At 30.5% G+C, this 19,677-nt stretch carries 14 protein-coding genes and 1 pseudogene; 6 read left to right on the top strand and 9 right to left on the bottom strand.

From position 1 onward, the window contains the following. Positions 1-174: 174 nt before the first annotated feature. From N456_RS13595 to N456_RS25415, 5 genes and pseudogenes are all read right to left on the bottom strand, one after another. A complete protein-coding gene (locus N456_RS13595; protein WP_148639327.1) occupies positions 175-714 on the bottom strand; it encodes an FcoT family thioesterase in 540 nt (179 codons plus the stop codon). 5 nt (positions 715-719) lie between these two features. Then, on the bottom strand, positions 720-1,610 hold the full coding sequence (locus tag N456_RS13590) for a TauD/TfdA dioxygenase family protein (RefSeq protein WP_062058124.1): 891 nt from the start codon (positions 1,608-1,610) through the stop codon (positions 720-722). Positions 1,611-1,687: 77 nt separating this feature from the next. Next, on the bottom strand, positions 1,688-3,262 hold the full coding sequence (locus N456_RS13585) for a long-chain-fatty-acid--CoA ligase (protein WP_062058121.1): 1,575 nt from the start codon (positions 3,260-3,262) through the stop codon (positions 1,688-1,690). 751 nt (positions 3,263-4,013) lie between these two features. Further along, positions 4,014-7,265 (bottom strand): M14 family zinc carboxypeptidase, encoded by a 3,252-nt coding sequence (locus N456_RS13580; RefSeq protein ID WP_062058118.1) that lies wholly within the window; start codon positions 7,263-7,265, stop codon positions 4,014-4,016. A 132-nt stretch (positions 7,266-7,397) separates the two neighbouring features. After that, positions 7,398-8,133: pseudogene (locus tag N456_RS25415) on the bottom strand (sterol desaturase family protein). Positions 8,134-8,328: 195 nt separating this feature from the next. Here N456_RS25415 and N456_RS13570 point away from each other — a divergent pair. After that, positions 8,329-8,757: an SRPBCC family protein gene (locus N456_RS13570; RefSeq protein WP_062058114.1), complete on the top strand. Its 429-nt coding sequence runs from the start codon at positions 8,329-8,331 to the stop codon at positions 8,755-8,757. After that, the gene (locus tag N456_RS13565; protein WP_062058111.1) at positions 8,747-9,070 is read left to right on the top strand and encodes an ArsR/SmtB family transcription factor; all 324 of its coding nucleotides are present in this window, start codon (positions 8,747-8,749) and stop codon (positions 9,068-9,070) included. Before N456_RS13570 ends, N456_RS13565 begins: the two co-directional genes overlap by 11 nt. Positions 9,071-9,161: 91 nt before the next feature. Here N456_RS13565 and N456_RS13560 read toward each other — a convergent pair whose 3' ends face one another. Beyond that, complete coding sequence (locus N456_RS13560; protein ID WP_062058108.1) at positions 9,162-10,694, bottom strand: bifunctional ADP-dependent NAD(P)H-hydrate dehydratase/NAD(P)H-hydrate epimerase; 1,533 nt, start codon at positions 10,692-10,694, stop codon at positions 9,162-9,164. Positions 10,695-11,135: 441 nt separating this feature from the next. Between N456_RS13560 and thrA the strand changes: the two genes are divergently transcribed. From thrA to thrC, 3 genes are read left to right on the top strand one after another with little or no spacing between them, the layout of a single operon-like run. Beyond that, on the top strand, positions 11,136-13,580 hold the full coding sequence (gene thrA / locus N456_RS13555) for a bifunctional aspartate kinase/homoserine dehydrogenase I (protein WP_062058105.1): 2,445 nt from the start codon (positions 11,136-11,138) through the stop codon (positions 13,578-13,580). Between the two features lie 54 nt (positions 13,581-13,634). Beyond that, positions 13,635-14,564 carry a homoserine kinase gene (locus N456_RS13550; RefSeq protein WP_062058102.1) on the top strand — a complete coding sequence of 310 codons (930 nt, stop codon included), beginning with the start codon at positions 13,635-13,637 and terminating at the stop codon, positions 14,562-14,564. Positions 14,565-14,568: 4 nt separating this feature from the next. Next, positions 14,569-15,858: a threonine synthase gene (thrC, locus tag N456_RS13545; protein WP_062058099.1), complete on the top strand. Its 1,290-nt coding sequence runs from the start codon at positions 14,569-14,571 to the stop codon at positions 15,856-15,858. 110 nt (positions 15,859-15,968) lie between these two features. Here thrC and N456_RS13540 read toward each other — a convergent pair whose 3' ends face one another. Further along, positions 15,969-16,856 (bottom strand): M28 family metallopeptidase, encoded by an 888-nt coding sequence (locus tag N456_RS13540; protein WP_062058096.1) that lies wholly within the window; start codon positions 16,854-16,856, stop codon positions 15,969-15,971. A 100-nt stretch (positions 16,857-16,956) separates the two neighbouring features. Here N456_RS13540 and N456_RS13535 point away from each other — a divergent pair, with 100 nt between their 5' ends. After that, positions 16,957-17,544, top strand: coding sequence for a hypothetical protein (locus N456_RS13535; protein WP_062058093.1), 588 nt, complete (start codon positions 16,957-16,959; stop codon positions 17,542-17,544). A gap of 61 nt (positions 17,545-17,605) precedes the next feature. On the opposite strand, the gene N456_RS13530 is transcribed toward N456_RS13535, so the two are convergent. Next, the gene (locus tag N456_RS13530; protein ID WP_062058090.1) at positions 17,606-18,193 is read right to left on the bottom strand and encodes an NUDIX domain-containing protein; all 588 of its coding nucleotides are present in this window, start codon (positions 18,191-18,193) and stop codon (positions 17,606-17,608) included. A gap of 83 nt (positions 18,194-18,276) precedes the next feature. Continuing rightward, on the bottom strand, positions 18,277-19,671 hold the full coding sequence (locus N456_RS13525) for a RagB/SusD family nutrient uptake outer membrane protein (RefSeq protein WP_062058087.1): 1,395 nt from the start codon (positions 19,669-19,671) through the stop codon (positions 18,277-18,279). Between the last annotated feature and the right edge of the window lie 6 nt (positions 19,672-19,677).

The following is a 19,677-nucleotide window of genomic DNA, read 5'->3' as shown; positions in this document are numbered from 1 at the left end:
TTGTAAAAAAGTATCGTATTGCAGTTCTTGTACCAGTATACTCTTTGATGAATATAAAACTATTTTTTACACAGTATATAATTCCATCCTAGATGAATATCCCAAATGGATCTATAATACAATGTACTATCTATCCGTTTGGGATGATTACTTATTATTTTGTTTGTTTTTAGATTATGGATGCAGGATTGCTAATGACACTTCTCCTTTAGATACACCATTATCATCATCTTTAAAGTTACAATACATATTAACAAACGTACATTTTGATCGTTTAGAAATAGACTTTACTCCTATTTCTCCATAAAAATGCTTAGCATTTACTTGGCTTCTGTATGAAGAAGTGATATTAGTTATTAAAAAATGTGATAATTGTTTTTCAAAAAAAACACTATCATCATCACTTGCAAAATCTTTTAATTCTTCGAGTAAACCATTTTTTATACAATATCCCATAAATACATATGCTAATTGATTATAACATATATTAAACTCTACAGCATTAAAATGTCCTGTATCTTCTATATAACAAGAGTCTCCTATTTCGAACACTCCTTTAATTAATAGTTTATTTTCTTCTTGTATCTCAAAAATTGCTTTTTTAAGATATGTAGTATGTTCATAATATGGTTTCAATACTTTTTTCATAAAAGCATCATCAACAACCTTTATATTACTTTCTTTTTCTGGTAATACTATATCAGTCGTTCCCATGTCTATTATTTTTCAAGTCCTACATAAAATGGTTGATCATCGTAGATTCCTATACGATAACTTTTACTCTTTTCTCCTACGGGTAATTTTGAAGATTTGTGTAATAAATATCTATTATCCCAAATAATTAGATCTCCCATTTCCCATGAATGGTTATGAATATGTTCTTCTTTTTCGATAAAATCAAAAAGCTTGCCCATTATCTTTTCATTCTCTTCATAAGACAACCCTTCTATTTTCATTGTAAAACCACGACTCATATATAGTATTTTGTCTCCTGTTACTGGGTGTTCTATTACTGCAGGATGTTTTACAAAAGGTACCATTTCATTCATTTCATCTATTAATTGTTGAATAGATTTATCTATATCATTAGGAGTTACTTTATATCGATTATTACCTCCATGTATCATTACAGCATTATCAACAATAGTTTTTAGATCTTCTGGAAGTTTTTTATATACTTCGCACATATCTATATATAATGTTTCTCTAAGTGTAGGAGGAATAATAATCGGAGTTATAGAGGTAAATGAAAGTGGTTTTTTCTCGAATTGACAGTCAGTATGCCAATAATGTCCCGTACCAGCAACACCTATTTTCTCTCCTTCTTTATTTACATTAGAGGAGACAAAAACTTCTGGATAATCAGGATGGTGATAATTATTCTGAAAATATATCTGAGGGGTTCCTAATATTCTAGTAAAATCAACATACTGCGATGTTGTAAATTTTTGATTCCGAATTACTATAAGTTTATTTCGATAAATAGCATCTCGTATTTCTTTAAGTTCTGGTGAATTAGATCTTAATTCAGTAAGATCAATTTCTGAAATCATTCCTCCAATCTGCCCAAGTTTAGCATCTTGGATTTTAATTGCTTGTGTAATCTCCATTGTTTTTAGGTTTTAATAGTAATTATTTATAGATTATTAGGGTATTTATAGATTATTTCTGTTATAATTTACGCTCATTAATTAACTAATCTTTCTTTTCCTTTCCAGAAAGGTTCTTTTAATACTCTTTTAAGTATTTTTCCACTAGGATTTCTAGGAAGAGAAGGTGCAAAAGAAATAGAATTAGGAATTTTAAAATCAGCTATCTTTCCTTTTAAAAACATAATCAATTCACGTTTTTTTATAGTTGATTCTGGTTTTAATACCACAAATGCTTTTATTTTTTCTCCCCACTTCTCATCAGGAATACCAATTACTGCTACTTCTGATATCAACTCGTGAGTACTTAATGCCGCTTCAATCTCTGCTGGATATATATTTTCTCCAGCACAGATAATCATATCTTTAATTCTATCACATATATATACGTATCCGTTTTGGCATATATACCCAGCGTCTCCTGTATATATCCAACCATCAACATATGTACTTCTATTTGCCTCCTCATTTTTCCAATATCCAATCATATTTGCAGGGGATTTTATACAGATCTCACCAATCATATTAACTGACAATTTATTATTATATTGATCAATAACTTTTATCATTACTCCTGGGAGAGGTTTTCCTGCAGATTTCATTTTTTCTGTCCATGGCATTGTATGGTCTTCAGGACGTAAACATACTGCCATGTTTCCTGTTTCTGTCATACCATATACTTGAAAGAAATCACAATTAAATGTTTCTAATGCAATTCTCATTAAGCTCGGAGTAATTGGAGATCCTCCATATAAAAGACCACTTATAGAAGAAAAATCGGTTTCTTTACATGATGGTTCTGCTAGCATAAACTGAATCATTGCTGGTACCATTGCTATTTTAGTAATTTTATTTTTAGCTATGATTTCCAGAGCTTTCCATGCCACAAATGTTTCTAATATAACGCCTAATCCTCCTACAATAAACCCTTGTACTGCCCACCAAAGTCCTCCAATATGAAATATTGGCAATGAGAGTAATAATCTATCTTGGTTACTAAGAGACATCCAATCATCTCCTTTTAGTTTCATCTGCTGTATTACTCCAAAAAAACTATGATTAGATAGTTGAACTCCTTTAGGTAATCCTGTTGTTCCACTAGTATATATCTGAACAACAACATCTTCTGGAGTATATGCAAACTCTATATTCTTTTCTTTTTGTTGTGACCTCCAATCCATATAATTAGTCCATTCTGGATGATTTCCATCGCAAGCAATAATTTTAGAAACAGTAGTTAGCTTATTTTTAATTTCTTCAATCACAGAAAAGAAATCTTTACTTACAAAAAGTATTTCTGCTTCTGAATTATTAAGTATAAACAAAACTTCTTCCGCACTTAATTTCCAATTAATAGGAGTCAATACACTTCTACTCTTAACACAACCAAAAAAGATTTCATATCCATAATCACTATCTTTTGCTAAATAAGCTACTCTTGATTCTTTTTTGATATTTTCTATGAGTAAACCATTAGCAATCTGATTTGCGTGTGCATCGAATTGATGAAAAGTCACTGCCCTATTTTCAAAAATAAAAGCTATGCTATCTGGGTTATTTTGTGCTTGCCAAAATGAAACTTCAGCTAATGTTTGGGGTTCAATATTTTTCACACTTAATATGTTATATATTTAGTTAAATACTTTAGTGTTTTTGATAATAATAAAGAGAACTTTTATTCTCAAAAATACATAAATAATTATGCATTTCTATAACCAAAAACTTGTAGAATTTAAATTATTGTTACTAATTAGCAAGTATAAATATTGATCATTATTAGATAAAGCTTATCTAAATTGATCTAACGTATCTATTTATAAAACAATTAATTATAGACCTACTATTATACCATTAAAAACATATGCTTTGACCATACTTAAAAATATGTTGATGTAACATTATGGCAACAAAGAATTAACATTACTCCTTATTTCAAAAATAATCAAAAACAGATTGTTTCTTTATTGCATTTATTACTCTAACATTACTTTAAGCTTTCAAGCTTTATCTGTTAAATAATGCTTAAATCAACAACCTTAGAGCAAGCTCACCTTTAGATTTGTGTTATAATTAAAATCTATAATAGTTATAATGTTGTATATATCATAGGATACGAGGTATACTTCCGAAAAAAATATTTTGATGTCGATGCAAGCCTTAGGAAATTAAACCCTCAATAAGGGATTAAATTGCAAAAACCTCTAATTTATGCATCCAATAAAAAAACTTCTGAAAAAGTTAACTTTTCAGAAGTTTTTACTTTGAACTCATCTAAACTAGTAAGCACTTTATAAAATTATAATATTTAGGTGTAAGCTAAAAAATCAAAACGAGTTCTTTATTTTGTAAAATATCTATATTCAATTAATTGGTTATAATAAATCTTTTGATTATCTTCTTAGAGCCTACATTAATCTCCATCATATACATACCATTAGGTAAATTCTTTACATTAATCCCATGACCTGAGAATTGATCTTGCATTACTATTTGCCCTATATAATTCACTATTTTGAACGATACATTTTTTAAGCGAACATTTTTAATATGTAAAACTCCTTGTTTTACTGGATTTGGATATAATACCAAATCATTAAAACTAGTAGCGATGGAAGATTCATTATTTTTAGATAGTAATGTTGGATCTATATTTATACTATAGTCTTCTACTTCTCCATAGGTAAATGTATCACATGCTCCTGAGGCTGTATTATATCTCATTGATACTCTCATTCTAGTTGTACCAGATAAGGCTGTAGTAGCTACATTGAAATTAAAAGATTGATTGGTGGAACTGCTAGATGAATTAGATACTATTTGTTCTGTGGTTTCAAAAGAGCCATTTTGATTATAATCAATCCAAACACTCCAATATTCTTTATATGCTGCATTAGTAAAACCTGCTTTTAATACAATAGTGTTAGCTCCATACCCAATCGTTCCTGTAAGATTAGTGAAATCTCCATAACCTGCATTAGCTCCTGTTGTATTTGCTATACCACCTAAACCTACATAATCAATATATTCATAAGTTACATTATTTCCTTTAGAAGAGCAATATACAATTGTTTCCTCTAGAGTAGTTCCTGTTACTGTAGTACTAGACTCAGAAATATTGCCTGCTCTATCTTTTGCCTTTACAGAAAACATATATGCTGTATTAGCAGTTAAACCTGTTACACTATAATTTGTATTCGTCACTGTAGTTAATAAGGATGCTCCCTGATATACGTCATATCCAGATACTGCTGTGTTATCTGTTGATGCGTTCCAAGAAAGATCAAGACTTGTTGAAGTAACTGATGCTATAGTAAGATTGGCTGGTATGGATGGAGCTTCAGTATCTGGAGTAACAGATTTTATTCTAATATTATCTATTGCCATATCACTTCTATAACTTGTTCCTGTAACTCCTTTAAACTGTAATTTGATTACAGTACCAGCATATGCTGTAAGATCAATAGTCTTTTGCTTCCAACTATTTCCAAGATTTCCACTCTTTGTCCATAATGAAGTATAACTGGCACCATCATCAGCACTTACTAAAACCTCCATTGTCCCCATATGAGATCCATACATATGATATCCAAATTTTAAAGAAACACCAGAAAGAGTTGTTAGATCAATACATGGGCTATTGAGAAGTGCTGTTTTATTAGGGCTCCCTGCAGGGGTTACATTCGTTGAAGCTTCTGTATAGAGGTAATAACTTCCTTTTTGCCCTGTTGAAGGACCTGTCGATGATGAAGGTGTTCCTCCAGAATCACGAGTCCAATCAATATTATCTCCAGCGGCATTAGTCCAAAGCCCTAAATTAGTCTCGAAACTTTCTTTATAAGGAAAACTAGTTATTCCTGTACACGCTTGGGGATCTGCTGTTGTAAAGTTTACTGATGTACTATACGGAGAACTTGCTGCTCCTATACAATTACTTCTTACCTGAGCTTCATATGCAGTAGCTGCTGTTAAACCTGTTACATTAATTGTATTAATATTCGAAGATACTGTAGTCCAATTTGTATCTCCAATCATACGATATCGAATATCATATGCAGTAGCAGAATTAGTATCCCAGTTTAAGGTTAGTGTTGTTGCTTTTATATCAGATGCTACTAGTCCAGAAGGTGCTATGCCTGTTATTGGATTTAATTGTACATTTTTAACTACAGATGTATAATCTGCAATAGTTACTCCTGTTAGTGTTACTGATTCATAACATTCTGCTTCGTATAAAATATCATAAGTCCCTGCCTTTATTGGTCTGTAATAATCTCCTTCTGGTAATTCTGTTGGAGTCCATGATTCATAACTCTCGCGACCAATAACAGTTATTTTAGCTTCTATAGGTGTATTTGTTATAGCATCAGTTACCACTCCTCTTATTCCATAATTTATTTGTTTTAAAAATGCAATTAGTGCATCTCTATTATAATCCCAAAAGTTCACTAATTGATTAGCAGCAGGTGTTTTATTAGTTGATAATTCTACTGTTACCTCTCTTCCTTTTTGGTTGTATATCTGGTAATCTTGTCGCCCTCCTTGTACTTCATACCATGCATAACCATTTGTGATTCCATTGTTTCTGTCATCAAAATATCCAGATGGGCTGTTTGCTTGGCACAAATCTCTATATTCTTCAGAGATATGAACAAAATAATCTTTATCAGGATGTGCCCCTGCGTATGTATCCCAAGGATAATTAATCAATTCAATTCCTCCATGGAAATTTGCTGATAATACAAAATGTTTAGAATCTGCAAAATTCATAAATGCAATTGTTTCTGTCTGGTATATATTACCATCAGGATGTGCTCCATCATCAGGATCGGGGTAGTTTCTATTTAAATCTACATTATTAGCATTTCCTCTTGTAGCATTAGCAACAGATGTATTATCTGCACTATTACGAAAAGTACCGTCTGGATTTGCTAATGGATTAATCCAAACTTCATTATTATCTAATAGATTCTTGATTTCGGCATGTTTTGGATGACTGGTAGTAGTATATGCTTTTAATAAGTAATCAATCAGATTAAGCATCATAGGATATCCTGCTATCTCATCTCCATGCATCGAAGATGTATACATTACTCTTGGTTCTTGTTCATTAAGATTAACGTTATCTGATAATTTCACAAACAGTATTGATTTATCCCCTTCGCCAGTAGTTCCTATATTTTCTACTTTACATAAAGATGGATTATTGGCTGCAAACGTATTCATCATAGATTCATAATCTGCGTATGTTGGATATGCAGTGAGAGGAAAAGTAGTGAGAGAAAGAGTTCCTGCTTTACTAGTTAAACCAGAGGTCATTTTTCTTTCTCCTACTATATTATCCTCTGGTAAAACAGTAAAAGGTTTTCCTTTTTTCAAAAAAGAAGAAAATTGAGATTTATTAGCCATTACTTTTACTTTTCGAGTAGTTTCATCGTAATGTACAATAGCCAGTTCTTTTGTAATACTTCCTAAATCAGATTTGTTTTTTATATTAAAACTGAATATTACTTCTCCTTTAAGATTTAAGTATTCATTAGCTAGTTTTTTACTTCTCTTTTGTCCAAAAAGAGAAATACTTATGGTGCATAGCACCAATAATAAGATTTTTTTTTTCATAGTTTTAAGAGTAATTTATAATCAAATTAATTATTAGGTTTTAACATATTATTAATAATATATATTAAATATATCACAATTTTTTGTATAAATAAACAATAATTAATATAAATTATTTTAATTATATAATTTTTAAATTATATGTTTTCTTGAATCAGGAATTTCACCTGTAGTTTTTTTGTATTTGTAAAAAAGAAGTTTTAACAACTTGATAATATGCGTATTACAATCTATATATGGATGTGTATCTAATCCATATTCTAAATTATTATTCTTAATTTTAGAAAAAGTACCAAAAGCTCTATCCCAAACAGAAAAGATATTTCCATAATTAGTGTCTGTATATGGTAACTTATAATGGTGATGTACTTTATGCATATCTGGTAAAACAATACCCCATCTTATTATATGATCTATATTTTTGGCAAAGAAATGTTAGCATGATTAAATTGAGAAAACACCACTGATAAAGATTGATATATCATCAGTATAGAAATTGGAGTACCCAAAATAAATACAGCCAATGTTGTAAATATAAAACGAATAACACTCTCTACTGGATGATGCCTATTTGCTGTAGTGGTATCTACATAATTATCTGTATTATCCTCATAGCTAATGGTATATTGAACCATTGTAGTATTCCAAATTTATTATATATCGCCCAATCACTTGTTCTAAGTAAAATTAATGCAAAAACAAAATTAATGCCAATGGTAGTTAGTGTTTAAAAAAATTAGGCAAAGTATGCTTTAACTTTTTATAGTTATATCTTAAATAGAGGTCTTGCATATTCTAATAACCAAAAAAAGGTAATCCCTCCTATCAAAATAATACTTCTGTGAGATGAAGGTATTGTTTCAAAAATAAATAAGTATACTTTCTGTAGTTTTAAACTATTTTATTTTTGATAATTAACTCCTAAATTTTTCTTAAAAAAACTGATAAGGAGGTTTTTTTTAAAAAAAAGCAACCAAATAGCTGCATATATAAATCAATATGTTTAAATTAGCAACCATAAAGTTGCATATTAATGTATATTGTTTAACATAAAACTATTAAAATGAAAAATGTAATTCGTAAAGAACAGGTATTAAATCATCCTATTGATACTATATGGAATGCCATTACTATACAAGAAGAAATCTCTACTTGGTTTATTAATGCTGATTTTAAGGCAGAAGTTGGGTATAAATATACTTTTACTGCTCCAAAAGAACAAAACTGCCCTCAAATCACTGGAGAAGTAAAAAAGGCCGATCCATATACTCTTATTTATACATGGATTGTTGCTAATACCAATGTAGAGACGGTAGTAAAATGGGAATTAGAAAAAACAGAAACAGGTACTAAGTTGTATTTAGAACACTCAGGAATTGCTAATTATTCTGGTGATACTGCTGTTTCTATGTTTACTAGTTTTAATAGCGGATGGGATAATTGTATATTAGGTCTATTAGAATACCTAAAAAATACAGTACATGCAAGATAGAATTACCAAAATATTAAAAGCTATAGCAGATCCTACCAGACGTGAAATTTTTCATGCGTTGGTAGTAGCTGCAACAGCTTTACCTATTACTCAAATATCAGGTCAGTTCGATATTAGTCGTCAGGGGGTTACTAAGCACCTAAAAAATTTAGAAGATGCTGGTTTAGTTAAAATAAATACTAAAGGAAGAGAGCGCTTTTGTTATGCTAATACTAACCCCCTAAAAGAAATTAACCAATGGCTAAAATTCTATGAACAATTCTGGGGTGATACTTTAGATAGTTTAAGTAATTATCTAGATAAAAATAAATAGAAATAAATCCATTTAGACTTTTGTTTTGAGTTAAAAGTCAGAGTTTAAATACAAAAGTCTAAATGAATTATATAATGGATTATTAATTTAATCACTTTTTGGGTTGTTCATTACTTGGTCTTTTAAATAACTCTAAAAATGAAGGTCCAATATGAGAAATAATCTCACTAGCTATTAGTCCCTCAAAACCAGTTTTTTGGATTGCTATATCTGCTGAGTTACCATGTAAAAAGACACCAAAAACAGCAGCATGTAAAGGAGGGTATCCTTGCGAAAGTAAAGCAGTAATCATTCCTGTGAGTACATCTCCGCTTCCTGCTGTTGCCATTCCTGGATTCCCTGTTGTATTTACATATAATTGATCTTCAAAAACAGTTATAGAGTTAGCTCCTTTAATAATTATAATACAGTTATGTTTTTTAGAAAACTCTTGTGTTTTTTTGATTTTATCAAAATCATCTTCCCACTCCCCTATTAATCGTTTTAATTCTTTAGGGTGTGGTGTAAGAATAGTCCTCTTAGGTATTATCTTTAGGAAATCAGGGTTTTTGGCAAGGATATTAATTCCGTCAGCATCTATTACAAGAGAAGACTCGTTTTCTTTGATAAACTCTCCAAAAGCTTTTACTGTTTTTTCGCTAGTTCCAATACCAATTCCTATTCCTATAGCTGCAGGTTTAAAATTAAGGGTAATTTCTTCTAACTCATCATCACTATCTGCTATTACCATAGCTTCGGGCACTGCTATTTGTACTACTTCATATCCACACTCTGGTATATATGCAGTCGCTAAACCTACCCCTGTTCTTAATGCCGCTTTAGTTGCCAAAACAACACTTCCGATTTTACCATAACTCCCCCCTATAATAACACAATGCCCATACGTTCCTTTATGACTAAACTTATGCCTAGGTCGATATAATGATACAATTTCATTTTTACTCATTAGGATACCAATACCTCTATTCTGAATTAAAAAATCACGGTCTAATCCTATATCAATAACTTCTAGGTCTTGAGTATATCCTCCTGTTTCTGGTAAAAAGAAAACCAATTTTGGTAATTGAAATGTAACTGTTACATCTGCAAAAATTACTCCCTCTGGATCATCAGGTCCTTTATCTGTATATAACCCCGAAGGGATATCAATAGAGAGTGTAAAACACCCCGTAGTATTAAGATGCTTAATTAATGAAACGACCCAAGGTACAATAGGTCTGTTAAGTCCTATACCAAAAATTGCATCAATAATCATATCTTCACGTTGCAATTGTGGAAAATCTTCTTCACATTTAAGCTGTGTAGGCCATTCACTAGCTATTTCTTTTAATCTGTCATAGTTAACAAGAAAATCTTTTGACCTATCATCGCTAAAATTTACAATATATGTCTTTACATTATATCCATGTTCTAATAATAATCGAGAGATTACTAAACCATCGCCTCCATTATTTCCTATACCACAAAAAACGTGTATTAAAATTGGAGACCCTTGTAGTCTTTCATGAATTAAATTAAAAATTTGTGAAGCTGCTCTTTCCATCAACTCTAATGATGTCATCTTTTCTGATAGCATAGTAGCTTCATCTGCCATACGCATCTGTTCTGCAGAAAATATTTTCATAAGTATATAGTTATTATAATAATCATCTAACAATAAATTAAACTAATGACCTTGTTTTAAAAATCGAGTTCAATATAATTAAATCAAACATCAATTATTTTTTTATATATTCATTTATGAATTTCGTAATTAAATAATTCTTAAAATATAGAATTAATAAAAGTTTAAGATTTCGATTAATTTAATTTTCTCTAAAAGTAAAAAAGTATACATTTGAGTTCACAAAGTAAAGCAAACAAAATGTTTCATACAGTTTTTATTTCGGCTTTATTACCTTCTCTAGGAATGATTATCATATCTAGGGTTTCTTCTATCATTTCTATTACAACAATTATTACCCTTAGGGGTTAATCTATCTATATATCACCACGTAAAAATTTGTAATTCAAAAAAGAATTACTAAAAAAACCTTTTAATATTAATTTCAATTAATTAAATACTATGAACGTTCTAAAATTTGGAGGTTCTTCTGTTGCAAATGCAACTACTATAGAAAATGTTATACAAATCATAAAACAGCAATCCAAAAAACAACCACTTTATGTCGTTGTTTCTGCAATGGGAGGTATTACCGATCTTTTATTACAAGCTGGTGAAGAGGCTTCTGCAAATAACGAGAATTATAAAAATACATTAGTAGAGATAGAAAAAAGACATTTAGATGCTGTAAAAGCTCTTATTCCAATTGTATCTCAGAGTGCAATAATTAGTAAAGTTAAAGCTCAACTAAACATTTTAGAATCATTATGCGAAGGTGTTTATCTATTAAAAGAACTTTCTGTAAAAACTACTGCTGTTATTTCGAGTTTTGGTGAATTACTATCTTCATATATTATTACTGAAGCAGCCAAAATAAAAGAATTGGATATCACTTTAAAAGATTCTCGTGATATTATTATTAAAACTACAAATTCTAAGGTTACTATAGATTACAATGAAACGAATCATAGAATCAAAGAACTTAAAAATACTAATACGCATAGAATATGTCTTTTCCCCGGTTTTATAGCTAGTACACAAGATGGAGAACCTACAACATTAGGAAGAGGTGGTTCTGATTTTACCGCAGCTATTCTTGCAGCATCTATTAATGCTAATGAGTTACAAATATGGACAGATGTCAGTGGTATGTATACAGCACATCCAAAATTAGTTAAACAAGCTAAACCAGTACATCATATTTCGTACCAAGAAGCTATGGAATTATCTCATTTTGGAGCTAAAGTTATCTACCCTCCTACAATACACCCTGTATTAGAAAAAGATATTCCTATAGTTATTAAAAACACTTTTAAGCCTCTCGATAAAGGTACTTTGATTACTAGAAAAGTTGATGATAGAAAAAAAGCTGTTACAGGAATTAGTCATATTGATAGCATAACAGTTATCTCATTAGAAGGAAGTGGTATGGTAGGAATTCCCGGATTCTCTAAACGCCTCTTTGAAGCTTTGTTTTTAGAAAATATAAATATTATTCTAATTACACAGGCCTCTTCTGAACATTCTATCTGCTTGGCTGTTAATACTAATGAAGCTGAAAAAGCTAAAAACATACTAGATGTAGCTTTTGAATTTGAAATTTCTAAACATAAACTAGATCCTGTAAAAATAGAAAATGGAGTAGCTATTGTAGCATTAGTTGGTGATAATATGTATCATCATCAAGGATTAAGTGGAAAAATGTTTAGTACTCTTGGTAAAAATAATGTGAATATTAGAGCAATTGCCCAAGGAGCTTCAGAAAAAAATATCTCGGTAGTCATAGCCAAAAAGGATATTAAAAAAGCTCTAAATATATTACATGAAGAGTTTTTTGAAGTAAAAACTAAGCAACTTAACCTTTTTATCACTGGCGTAGGAAATGTAGGTGGAAAATTGATTGAACAACTTAAACAACAAAATAAATATCTTAAAGATAAATTAAGATTAAAAATACGAATTACAGGAATTTCTAATTCTAGAATGATGGTTTTTGACGAAACCGGAATAGACCTTGATTCTTGGCAAGAAGTATTATCAAAAGGAGAAAAAGCAAATGCAGAATTATTCTTTACCAAAGTAAAAGAAATGAATCTACGTAATTCTATATTTGTAGACAATACTGCTAATCCTGATATAGCCAAAATATACAAACACTACCTAGCAGAAAGTATGGCTGTCGTAACTTGTAATAAAATTGCCTGTGCTGATGACTATAACAATTATCAGGAGCTACAGGATTTATCAAGAAAATTTAATGCCTCATTTTTATATGAGACTAATGTTGGAGCAGGCTTACCGATTATTGATACTCTAAATAATCTAATCGCTTCTGGAGATAATGTACACAAAATACAAGCAGTGTTATCTGGTAGTCTTAATTTTGTCTTTAATAATTATATAGAAGGTGTTACTTTTCATGATATTGTAAAACAAGCACAACAACAAGGATATACAGAGCCTGACCCCAAAATTGATTTGAGTGGTGTAGATGTAGCTCGTAAAATTCTGATTCTTGCTCGAGAGAGTGGAAATATTATGGAATTAGAGGACATAGAGAATGATGCTTTTCTTCCTAAAGAAAGTGTAGAATCATCAACAGTAAATGATTTTTTAGAATCTTTAAAAGAAAATGAAGCACATTTTAAAAAAATCCTAACAGAAGCTAATACAAAAGAATGTCGCTTAAAGTATGTTGCACAATATGAATCTGGTAAAGCAAAAGTAGGGTTACAACATATTCCAAAAGATCATCCTTTTTATAATCTTGAGGGAAGTGATAACATCGTACTTTTTTATACAGATAGATATCCTAAACAGCCTCTAATTATTAAAGGTGCTGGTGCTGGTGCTGAGGTTACTGCATCTGGTATTTTTGCAGATATCATTAGGATTGGTAAGAAATAAACCTCTCTATTTTAAAAAAAGTATTGTGTACAAATCAGATAAAAAAGAATTTAAATGAAATCCATTAAAATATTTGCTCCAGCTACAGTTGCCAACCTTTCTTGCGGTTTTGATGTTCTAGGATGCTGTTTAGATACTATTGGTGATGAAATGGTAATCTCATTAACTGAAAAACCTGGTATAAAAATCACTAAAATAGATGGTGCTGATCTCCCTCTAGAAACCCATAAAAATGTTGCTGGTGTTGCTATTGAAGCTCTCCTAGCCGCATATGGAAAAGATATTGGTATTACTATAGAGATTTATAAAAAAATTAAAGCCGGTAGTGGCATAGGAAGTAGTGCAGCCAGTAGTGCTGGTGCAGTTTGGGCTGTAAATCATCTGTTAGGTACTCCATATACTCCACAAGAGCTGGTTAAGTTCGCTATGGAAGGTGAAAAACTAGCAAGTGGCAATGCTCATGCTGATAATGTAGCTCCTGCCCTACTTGGTGGATTTACTCTAGTACGTAGTTATGATCCTTTGGATATTATAAAATTACATTCTCCAACAGATCTTGTTATGACAGTAATTCATCCACAAATTGAAGTAAAAACATCAGATTCTCGATCTGTAATCAAACATAAAATCACCTTAAAAAAGGCTATTCATCAATGGGGGAATGTTGGTGGATTAATAGCTGGATTATATAAAGAGGACTATGATCTTATCGGTAGAAGCTTAGAAGATGTTATTATAGAGCCGCTACGATCCATCTTAATTCCCGAATTTGACACTGTTAAAGCTGTTGCTACCGAACAAGGAGCATTAGGATCAGGTATATCTGGTTCTGGACCTTCGATTTTTGCTTTAAACAGAGGTCTCGAGACTGCCAATAATGTTGCTGATGCAATACATGAAGTATATCGTAAAACAGGACTTGATTTTGATATTCATATCTCAAGAATCAACAATAAAGGAATTAAAATAATAGAAGAAATATAAAATAATGCAATACTATAGTTTAAACAATAATGCTCCTAAAGTAAGCTTTTCTGAAGCTGTTATAAAAGGTTTAGCACCTGATAGAGGTTTATATTTTCCCGAAAATATAACGCCATTACCTAAATCATTTTTCGAAAATATAGAAAGCTTAGACAATATAGAAATAGCGTATCAAGCAATACAGCAATTCGTAGGAGAAGAAATCCCTGAAACAGAATTAAGAGATATACTCTCTGATGTACTAAGTTTTGATTTTCCTGTTGTAGAAATTGAAAATACTATAGGAACATTAGAGTTATTCCACGGACCAACAATGGCTTTTAAAGATGTTGGAGCACGTTTTATGGCAAGATGTTTAGGGTATTTTAATAGAAATAATAAAAATCAAGTAACTGTACTCGTTGCTACTTCTGGAGATACTGGTGGTGCTGTAGCAAATGGTTTTTTAGGAGTTAAAGGAGTAGATGTAGTTATCCTCTATCCTACAGGAAAAGTAAGTGATATACAAGAAAAACAGCTAACTACTCTTGGGCAAAATATAATAGCTTTAGAGGTTGATGGTGTTTTTGATGATTGCCAAGATATGGTAAAAACAGCCTTCTTAGATACTAGTATTACAAATCATAAACAATTAACTTCTGCTAATTCTATAAATGTAGCGCGATGGCTACCCCAATTACTATATTTCTTATTTGCTTACAAGCAAGTAAAACATAAAAATAAAGATATTATATTTTCTGTACCTAGTGGTAATTTTGGGAATATCTGCGCAGGAATTGTAGCGTATAAATTAGGGCTTCCTGTAAAACATTTTGTAGCATCTACTAATAGTAATGATACCGTTGTGAGATATTTAGAAACTAATGAATATACTCCTAAACCTTCTATAGCTACAATCTCTAATGCAATGGATGTAGGAAATCCTAGTAATTTTATTAGAATACAAAAGCTGTTCAATGATAGTTTTACAACTCTAAAAAATAATTTCTCTGCTTATAGTTTTAATGACCAACAAACTAAAGAAGCTATGAAAACAATACATGATCAATCTGGATATATCGCAGATCCACATGGTTCTATTGGATATTTAGGGCTTAAAAAACATAAACTAGGCACTAATGATTATGGTATATTTTTAGAAACAGCTCATCCTGTAAAATTTTTAGATGTTGTGGAAGAAACATTGGATACAACAATAACAATACCTCCACAAATCCAAAAGGTAATGGATAAAGAAAAGAAAAGTATTCTTATAAAGAATTATAAATCATTAAAAGAGTTTTTACTAAGGTAAAAACTCTTTTAATGATTACATAGAGGATTTTATTATACCTAGATTCGTTTCAAAAAATAAAATATATTTTTTGAAACGTATATTTTGTGAGTTTTCTCCGAGGTTGTTGATTAATTTATAGCAAGAGCTAAAGATTTCATAACTTTATATACGATATTAGTAGTCGAAGCTAAATACTTAAAATTAACAGTTGTATATTTATCTTCACTCTGTCGTATATATGGCGAATTATCAGCATTTTTTAATTCTGCTGTGAGTGTAACTGTTTCGAAACCAAAATTAGCAAAAAACCTACTCTCAGGAGTAGCAACTGTTCTTTTATATATTGGTACAGGAGATTCTATACGATACAATGATTCTAAACTAAGGCTAGATGCTAACATTTCAATAGCTCTATCTTCATCATTATCCCATCCCATATAATCGGATCGATGCATTGAATGAATTTTATACTCTTTATCTTTTAGCATTTTAGTAAATACTCGGGCACCTACCATATTATTTTTCCAATGATCAAAAAATACGATCATAAAATTCTTATTACGAGCTTTAAGTTCTGTTAGTTTTTTAGCAACATAATATGCTATTGCAATCCCTGTAGCATTATGCAGTGCTCCAGGGCTATTCTCTACAGTATCGTAATGTGCTGCAATTACAACATACTCATCACTACCATTAGTAGAAGGAATCTCTGCATAAACATTAACTCCACTAAAAATATTTCCTTTTTTATTTTTTACATTATAGACATGTCTTTCTGGTTTTACACCAATGTCTTTTAGTGAATTAAATAAAAAATCCGCAGAGGTTTTCCTATCGGCTTTACTTGCTCTACTCGTTAATTTTTTTTTCCCTTTTATAGGTTCATGTCCTGTCAATTTTGCTACAATAGTACGTTGGACATTAATAATTTCGGCTTCTATTCGATCTTGTTCAGTTTGAGCTGGGGCTACCTGAATTACGAATACTAATAGTAAAAGTGTTCTATAATAATTCATTTTTGTAGGTTTTGTATTCTTTTTTTCCTGTATTACAAATTTATTAAAAATATGTAATTATACAATTTCGTACTTTTGTCGTTTAAAATACTACTTTATTATGTCAATTGCAAAAACCATACCTTTAATAATTATAATACTTCTATTTTCTCAATGTAAGGATCAAAATAAGGTTGAAAATTTATTATATATTCCTAACCACTGGGGCAATAAAATCAGTAAGTTTCCTTTAAAATTCGCCCCATCATTACAATATTCTGGTAACGAATATATTTGCTATACTCCAGAATGGAAAAAAGAAGCTTCTTCTGATTATTTTTCTTACGTGTTTTTATGGGATCTAAATCAAGATCCTCAATTATCTGCCACAAAACTAGAATCTGAACTGGAAATTTATTTTGATGGGGTTATAAATACAATGTCCCAAAATAATAAAACATCTTTAAAAGAAATTTCTAAATCTAAAGCTTTTTTTGAAAAAGTGAATGACTCTGTATACATTGGTAAGATATTAACTTATGATCTTTTGGCTACAAAAAAACAAATTCATCTAAATAGTATTGTAGAATATAGACAATGTAAAGAGACAAATAGACATTTAGTGTTATTTAATATATCACCGAAATCCCCTGAGCACCAAATCTGGAAAAAATTAAAAAAGGTTAGGGTTACTCTTGATTGTTGGTAACATCAATTCTTTATTAAAATATTGCGTAGTATTCTGTACTATAAAAACGTAAGTTTCGTATCTAAATATCTTTGATTAAAGGCAATTTTTTCATTTTAAACCACTGAAGTGCTATAATAGTTTTTGCATCATTAATTCCTTCTGGTTGTAATAACGAATCTAATTCTGATAGATGGTATTTACATACTTTAATATCTTCATCTTCTGTTTGTAAACCTCCTCCTAGATATATCTTATCTTTTTTTGTGACTACTCCAAAATACAAATACATTTGTTCAGAAGAACTTCCTGGACTAGCATAAAATGTAGTTATATGTTCTAAATTATCTACCTGATACCCTGTTTCTTCTTCAACTTCTCTGATAGCACACACTACTGGTTCTTCATTTTCTTCTAAACTTCCTGCTGGGATTTCTAAAAACCAACCACTACCACTTTTTATCGTTGGATAACGAAATTGATTAATTAAAATAAAACACTCTGTATCTTTTTCGTATACTAAAACAGCAACACATCCTGTACAATCTAACACCTCTCTAAAACATGTTACTGGTTCTTGTTTATGAAAACAATCATGTGTAATCATAGCTTTTTTTATTTTTAAGAAGCCTTTGTATACTAAATTTTCATTCAAAATTTTATAATTCATCCATTACAAATTTGATTGTTAGTAATATATGTACTTAAAAAAGTAACGTTTTTAATAAACTACTACTTCTTCCCTTTTTGTTTTCAATACCCAGGATTTTGTTGATTCGCAATATTAGGATTTACATTAATTTCTTTAATTGGTATCGGTAATATTGTCTTGTTAGATGGAGCTACAATTGAAATGGGGGCTGTATCCTGTTTAAATTTATTAAAAGTAATACCATAACGGGTAAGATCAAAAAGCCTAAAACCTTCATAAGCCAGTTCTTTTCTCCTTTCTACTAAAATCTTATCTAATAGTGCTTGTCCTGTTTCTGTTGATGGTGGTATAGTATTAGAATCTGCTCGTTGAATAATCACATCTAGTGCTTGTTGAGCATCTACCGTTTCATTCAATTGAGCATGTGCTTCTGCTTTTATTAAATACATTTCTGAAAGGCGTAAAACCTGTATATTATCATCTTTTGTAACTGTACGAGGAAATTTTTTCACTAAATTAACAACATCTTTAGTTGGGTAAAGTTCTTTTCTTATATCTGTATCAGATAAAATATCTTTAAAATTATCTGTGGCAAAAGCATCTCTATAGGTTAGGTAAAAATACCCTATTGAACTTTTTCTAGTACTATCAGTTTCTTTGTTCGAAATTGTAAATAGCGTTTCTACATTTGAATCTTCTGCCCAACTTGCAAGGTATGCCTCTCTTGTAAGTAATTTTTTACCACTATTATCAATTACTGCAGCTGCCATATCTCTTGCTTCTTTCCAGTTCTGCATATGCAAATATACTCTTGCTAATAATGCTTTAGCTGCATTACGATCCATCTTAGCTGGGTTTGTCCCTACTCGCATTAAATTAATAGCCTCTAACAGATCATTAGTGATTTGTTTATATACATTAGCTGTTGTACTTCTTGCTAGTTCTTGAATATTTGCTCCATTACCTAATAATTCAAAATCTGGTATTGGAACACCTAAATGAGAGGCATCTGTTGTAAAGTTATAAGGCTGTGCATATAACAATTGAAAATTATGAAACGCTAAACCTCTTAAAGCATACATTTCGCCTATATACTGGTCAACATCTTCTGTTACAGTTTCAGGAAAAGATACTTTATTTGCCTCTCTAATAACAATTGAAGTTGTCGTTATAATACGAGACATCATATTCCAAGTTTCATTTACACGAACATTATTTGCTGTTAAAGTATAATTATCAAAATCAAGGTATCTACCTGTGTTATCAAAAGCATCTATAAATGCATTATCTGACATAATTTCGGGAAATAACACAAAACTTCTATTATAGTGGGCAGGGTTTGCTAATAAAGCATAAGCTCCGTTTGTTGCTAGTTTTAAAGAATTTATGTCGGTAATTGCTTCTCGTGCATCTACGGAGTCAGAAAAACGTTGTTCTAGAGTATCTTCACAAGATAGTATAGTCATAACAGCAAGTAGTAGTATATACTTTTTCATTATAAA

Source organism: Aquimarina longa SW024 (assembly GCF_001401755.1).
GTDB lineage: Bacteria > Bacteroidota > Bacteroidia > Flavobacteriales > Flavobacteriaceae > Aquimarina > Aquimarina longa.
Note: the sequence above shows the minus strand (reverse complement) of the source record. Positions and strands in the feature narration are given on the sequence as shown.